This is a genomic window from Nocardioides zeicaulis, from assembly GCF_042432345.1.
Lineage (GTDB): Bacteria > Actinomycetota > Actinomycetes > Propionibacteriales > Nocardioidaceae > Nocardioides > Nocardioides zeicaulis.
The window spans coordinates 698189-703477 of record NZ_JBHLXH010000001.1; the positions used below are offsets into that span (position 1 = coordinate 698189).

General features: G+C 73.0%; 8 protein-coding genes. 3 read left to right on the plus strand and 5 right to left on the minus strand.

All coding sequences use genetic code 11. The features are described from left to right. Positions 1–104: 104 nt before the first annotated feature. Together ACFFJG_RS03485 and ACFFJG_RS03490 are read left to right on the plus strand one after the other, a co-directional pair. Positions 105–1031: an ABC transporter ATP-binding protein gene (locus tag ACFFJG_RS03485; protein WP_378517215.1), complete on the plus strand. Its 927-nt coding sequence runs from the start codon at positions 105–107 to the stop codon at positions 1029–1031. Further along, complete coding sequence (locus ACFFJG_RS03490; protein ID WP_378517216.1) at positions 1028–1822, plus strand: ABC-2 transporter permease; 795 nt, start codon at positions 1028–1030, stop codon at positions 1820–1822. Before ACFFJG_RS03485 ends, ACFFJG_RS03490 begins: the two co-directional genes overlap by 4 nt. Positions 1823–1847: 25 nt before the next feature. On the opposite strand, the gene ACFFJG_RS03495 is transcribed toward ACFFJG_RS03490, so the two are convergent. Genes ACFFJG_RS03495 through ACFFJG_RS03505 form a run of 3 tightly spaced genes read right to left on the minus strand, consistent with a single transcriptional unit; the run spans position 1848 to position 3656 of the window. Then, positions 1848–2117 carry a DUF3349 domain-containing protein gene (locus tag ACFFJG_RS03495; RefSeq protein ID WP_378517217.1) on the minus strand — a complete coding sequence of 90 codons (270 nt, stop codon included), beginning with the start codon at positions 2115–2117 and terminating at the stop codon, positions 1848–1850. 10 nt (positions 2118–2127) lie between these two features. After that, the gene (locus tag ACFFJG_RS03500) at positions 2128–2424 is read right to left on the minus strand and encodes a hypothetical protein (protein WP_378517218.1); all 297 of its coding nucleotides are present in this window, start codon (positions 2422–2424) and stop codon (positions 2128–2130) included. Further along, positions 2421–3656: an inorganic phosphate transporter gene (locus ACFFJG_RS03505; protein WP_378517219.1), complete on the minus strand. Its 1236-nt coding sequence runs from the start codon at positions 3654–3656 to the stop codon at positions 2421–2423. Before ACFFJG_RS03505 ends, ACFFJG_RS03500 begins: the two co-directional genes overlap by 4 nt. 150 nt (positions 3657–3806) lie before the next feature. On the opposite strand from ACFFJG_RS03505, the gene ACFFJG_RS03510 reads away from it, so the two are divergent. After that, positions 3807–4160, plus strand: coding sequence for a TraR/DksA family transcriptional regulator (locus tag ACFFJG_RS03510; protein WP_378517220.1), 354 nt, complete (start codon positions 3807–3809; stop codon positions 4158–4160). Between the two features lie 7 nt (positions 4161–4167). Here ACFFJG_RS03510 and ACFFJG_RS03515 read toward each other — a convergent pair whose 3' ends face one another. Continuing rightward, a complete protein-coding gene (locus tag ACFFJG_RS03515) occupies positions 4168–4788 on the minus strand; it encodes a DUF5709 domain-containing protein (RefSeq protein ID WP_378517221.1) in 621 nt (206 codons plus the stop codon). A gap of 80 nt (positions 4789–4868) precedes the next feature. Continuing rightward, positions 4869–5289: hypothetical protein (locus tag ACFFJG_RS03520; protein ID WP_378517222.1), on the minus strand; the 421-nt coding region annotated here is incomplete at its 5' end.

The following is a 5289-nucleotide window of genomic DNA, read 5'->3' on the forward strand; positions in this document are numbered from 1 at the left end:
ACGGCACCGATCGTGCCACCGACGCGGCGCCGTGAGACGAGAGTCTCGCGATCTGGGCCGATAGTCGGAGGCGGGACGACTCCCCGACCTGCCAAGGTTGACCCATGATCACGGTCGAACGCCTCAGCAAGACCTACGGCGGGTTCACCGCCGTCGACGACGTCAGCTTCACGGCCAAGCGTGGTCGGGTGACCGGCTTCCTCGGCCCCAACGGCGCCGGGAAGACCACGACGATGCGGATCATGGTCGGCCTGACCCCCGCGTCGTCGGGCAGCGTCCGCATCGGGGGGCACGACTACCGCGACATCCCCAACCCGGGCCGCCACGTCGGCGTCCTCCTCGACGCCTCGGCGCAGCACGCCGGCCGCACGGGCCGCGAGGTCCTGACGATCGGCGCGAGGACCATGGGCCTGCCGGACGCGCGCGTCGACGAGATGCTGGAGATGGTCTCGCTCACCCAGGCCGAGTCCAAGCGCCGCGTGCGCAACTACTCCCTCGGAATGCGGCAGCGCCTGGGCATCGCGCACGCGCTGCTCGGCAACCCGTCGGTGCTGATCCTCGACGAGCCGGCCAACGGGCTCGACCCGGCCGGCATCCGCTGGATGCGGCAGCTGCTCAAGTCGTACGCCGACCAGGGCGGGACCGTGCTGCTGTCCAGCCACCTGCTCAACGAGGTCGAGCTGATCGCCGACGAGATGATCCTCATCGGGCGCGGCACGATCGTCGCCTCCGGCACCAAGGAGTCGCTGCTCTCCGGCCAGGCCAGCAGCACGCTGGTCCACTCCGAGGACGACGCCGCGCTCGCGGCGCGGCTGACGGCGGCGGGCCACACGGTCGCCGCCGAGAGCGGTGGGCTCCGCGTCGACTGCGACTCCCCGACCGTCGGCCGGGCTGCGCTGGAGGCGCAGGTCGTGCTGACCGAGCTCCGGTCCGGCGCCGCCGGCCTGGAGGACCTGTTCCTGTCCCTCACCGAGGACACCCAGCGCGAGGGACACCCCGCCGCCGCGACCGCCCAGGGAGGCACCGCATGACCGCCACCAGCACCGACGCCTCGTCCGAGCTCCTCGACGTCTCCGGCACCCCGGCCGTCCCCTTCACCCGACTGGTGGCCGTCGAGGTCCGCAAGGCCCTCGACACCCGCGCCGGGCGCTGGTTCTCGGCCTCGATCGTGCTCCTCAGCCTCGCCGTCGTGGTGATCTACGCCTTCGCCGCACCCGAGGACAGCCGCGACTTCAGCGACGTGATCGGCGTCGCCGGCGCCGTGCTCGGCTACTTCCTGCCGATCCTGCTCATCCTCATGGTCACCAGCGAGTGGAGCCAGCGCACCGGCCTCACGACGTTCACCCTGGAGCCCCACCGCGGACGGGTCGTGGGGGCCAAGCTGGTCGGCGGCCTCATCCTGGGCGCGGCGCTGATCCTCGTCGCGATGGCGGTCGCCGCGGTCGGGACGCTGATAGGCGGCGGCGACTGGTCGATCAGCAGCGACGTGCTGGTCAAGGGGTTCCTGGTCTCCAACCTGATCGCGATCCTCACCGGCTTCGCGATCGGCATGCTGCTGATGAACAGCCCGGCGGCGATCGTCACCTACTTCATCTACTCCCTGGTGCTGCCGATCGCGGTCGGCATCCTGGGGTCCTTCCAGGACTGGTTCGCCGACCTCGCGCCGTGGATCGAGTTCAACACCGCCCAGGGGCTGATGTTCCAGGCCGACGGCATGCCGAGCGGCGAGGTGCTGGCCCAGCTGCTGGTCTCCGGCACCATCTGGCTCGTCGTCCCGTTCGTCCTCGGCCTGCTGCGGCTGCTGCGCGCCGAGCCGAAGTAGGCCCGGACGGGCCCGGGCCCGACCGTCAGGTCGGGAAGCCGCGGAAGGCGAGGTGGTCGCGGACCCGGTCGATGTCGGACTCCGAGGGCACCTCGTCGGTGACCCTGGTGATGGAGACGGCGATGTCGGCGGTGTCGGGGAGCATGCCCTCCTGGGCGAGCTCGGCGGCGATCGCGGCGACCTCGTCGTCGGTCAGACGTCGGCGCAGCAGCGCGAGCAGCGCGACGTAGTCCTGGCGAGGCACGCCGGTGGGGTACCCCTCGCGGAGCCACGTCACGACTCGGTTCAACGGCACGGGACGCTCCTCACTTCTCGACCAGGGTCGGGTAGACGTGCGCGAAGCTCAGCTCGCGGCCGAAGCCGGAGGCGACGATGAACGTGATGCCGAGCGCGACCCCTGCGAGCACGACCGCGAAGCAGAGCAGCGCGAGCGCGCGGCCCGCCGGGTGCGGCGTGCCCCCGTCGACCTCGGCGGCGCCGCCGGTCCCCCAGGCGGCCGAGCGGATGCCCAGGGCGAAGACGGCCGGGAGGCCCGCACCGAGCACCAGGCCGGCGAGCAGGACCTGCCAGGCGCCGTCGAGCGCGTAGCCGAGGTTGTTCATCGGGCTCCTCCGACGGGAAGGGGGTCGGACGCAGCGGGCGCGGCGTCCCAGTCGTCGTTGACGTTGGAGTGGTCCACCGGGGCGCGGCGGGAGCGGGCGTACATCAGGCCCGACAGCACCACGAGGATCCCGAAGACCACGACCGCACCGGCCGCGCCCCCGGCGACGCGTCCGACGACGTCGCCGACCCACCAGGTGGCCGCGCCGGCCAGCGCGGCCAGGGGGAAGGTCGTCAGCCACGCCAGGACCATGCGGCCCGCCACGCCCCAGCGGACCTCGGCGCCCTTCTTGCCGACGCCGGTGCCGAGGATCGAGCCGGTCGCCACGTGGGTCGTGGAGAGGGCGAAGCCGAGGTGGCTCGAGGCGAGGATGACCGCGGCGGACGAGCTCTCGGCCGCCATGCCCTGGGGCGAGGAGATCTCCACCAGGCCCTTGCCCAGGGTGCGGATGATCCGCCAGCCGCCGACGTAGGTGCCGAGGGCGATCGACAGCGCGCAGGCGAGCTTGACCCAGAACGGGATCGCGCCGGTGTCCGACCACTCCCCCGACGCGATGAGGGCGAGGGTGATCACGCCCATCGTCTTCTGCGCGTCGTTGGTGCCGTGCGCCAGCGAGACGAGGGACGCCGAGCCGATCTGGCCCCAGCGGAACCCGCTCTCGCGGTAGCGCTCGGTGACGCCGTCGGTGATGCGGTGGACCAGCCACGTCCCCGCGGCCGCCACGACCAACGCGATGACGGGCGAGATGAGCGCGGGCAGCAGCACCTTGCCGACCACCCCGTCCAGCTTGGTGCCGTCCCCGGCCCAGTTGACCCCGGAGACGCCCAGGCCGGCGACCGTCGCGCCCACCAGGCCACCGAAGAGGGCGTGCGAGGAGCTCGACGGCAGGCCGAGGAGCCAGGTCAGCAGGTTCCACAGGATCCCGCCGACGAGGCCGGCGAGGATGATCATGAGGAGCGCGTGGCCACCGTCTGCGAGGAACTGCGGCTGCGGCGCCCCCTCGGAGTCCTGCACCTTGATCACGGCGTTGGTCACGGTCAGTGCCACCTCGACCGACAGGAAGGCCCCGATGAGGTTGAGCGTGCCGGAGAGGGCGACGGCGACCTTGGGCCGCAGGGCACCGGTGGCGATGGAGGTGGCCATCGCGTTGCCGGTGTCGTGGAATCCGTTGGTGAAGTCGAACGCGAGGGCGGTCACCACGACCAGCCCCAGGATGACGAACTCGGGGGTCACCCCACGGACTGTTCTCCTCGCGCAGCCGGTTTGGCGAGGGCCCTCCGCCGGAGTTCAGGCACTGTTCACCTCACCCCGGTCCGTCTGCCCGCACAGACGTCCGAGGACTGCACGGACGCCGCTGTCGGTGGTCCGCCGCATGATGGTGGGGTGAGCGCGCCCGACCCCGACGACGTACGCCGTCACCTCCACGCCGAGCGTGAGGCGGCGCAGGCACGGCTGGCGAGCCTGACCGGTGACTTCGACGCGGTGGTGGCGGCCTCGCTCGACTCCAACGCCGACGACGAGCACGACCCCGAGGGCCACACGATCGCCTTCGAGCGCTCGCAGATCGGCGCGATCGTGGCCCAGGTGCGCCGCCACCTCGCCGAGCTCGACGCGGCGCTCGGCCGGGTCGACGCCGGCACCTACGGCAGCTGCGAGGCCTGCGGCCTGCCGATCGCGCCGGCCCGGCTCGAGGCGCTGCCGGCGGCGCGGCGGTGCATCCTCTGCGCGGCGCGCTGAGCCGCCCTCACGAGGTGCCGTCGGGCTCCTCGTCGACCACCTCGGCGTCGAGGAGGGCGGGGTCGATCGGCTCGGGGTCCTCGACGACGTGCATCGCCGCCTCCTCCGCGCCGGCACCCGCACCGTCGATGCCGACGTCGGTGGCGACGAGGTCCTTCTCGGTGTCCGTGCGCACGCCCTCGTCGTCGGCCACCAGGCGTCCGGCGCGCTCGCCGTCCGCGCCCTCCAGGCCGGTCTCCAGGTCGGCCTCGGCGACCTGGCCCTTGGTGGTGTCCTCGGCGACGAGCGCGGCCAGGTCGCCGCGGCGGGCCTCCTCGTCGGCCACCTCGTAGGGGTCCGGCTCGGGCACCTCCTGGTCGACGCGCTGCTCCAGCGACTCGCCCAGGCTCTCCTCGAGCGGGGTGTTGCCGAAGCCCTGGGCCGCCGACCACTTCTCCGGCGGCGAGTAGCCCTCGTCGAGCGGCTCCGACAGCCCGCGGTCGTCGACGAGGCTGTCGCCCTCGCCCTGCGGCTGGGTCTCGTCGTCGACGCTGTAGCCGTGGTAGCTCTCGTTGTCGGTCGCGTCGCCCGTGACGTCCACGGCGGGGTCGGTGCCGATCTCGGTGTCGATGTCGGGCTGCTCGGTCATGGGCGCTCCTCGTGGCTGCAGGTGGGGAAGGGGTGTGGAGCGACCCCGTACCCCGGAACGGTCCTGCTGAACGCCCCGGCTCAGAGCCAGCCCGGCAGCCGCACGCCGGACAGGGGCGCGTCGTCGTACGGCGCCCAGCGGGTGCCCTGGGCCGACGCGGCGGCGCCGAGCCCGGAGGCGAGTGCCGCGACGAGCAGCGTCACGAGCAGCCACGGCACGCCGCGCCGCGCGACCGGGTCGACCACCCGTCGCACCGGCGAGCGGAGCCGCTCGGACCCGGGGCCCCACCACAGCCCGAGGGTGAAGGCACCCCCGACGGCCGCGAGCGAGGTGGTCAGCGACAGCGAGGCCGCGAAGCACAGCAGACCGGCGGCAGCGGCGATGCCGAGGCTCCACAGCAGCAGGATGATCGTCCCGCCGAGACCGGCGACGACGTGCCACGGCGCGGCGAGCAGCAGCTGGACGCCGTCGTACCACCGGGCCCCGCGGCGGTTGCGGCGG

Bases quoted from the DNA above. Each gene is read 5' to 3' on its own strand.
- ACFFJG_RS03485 (WP_378517215.1), top strand. From the start codon at position 105: ATGATCACGGTCGAACGCCTCAGCAAGACCTACGGCGGGTTCACCGCC.
- ACFFJG_RS03490 (WP_378517216.1), top strand. From the start codon at position 1,028: ATGACCGCCACCAGCACCGACGCCTCGTCCGAGCTCCTCGACGTCTCC.
- ACFFJG_RS03500 (WP_378517218.1), bottom strand. From the start codon at position 2,424: ATGAACAACCTCGGCTACGCGCTCGACGGCGCCTGGCAGGTCCTGCTC.
- ACFFJG_RS03515 (WP_378517221.1), bottom strand. From the start codon at position 4,788: ATGACCGAGCAGCCCGACATCGACACCGAGATCGGCACCGACCCCGCC.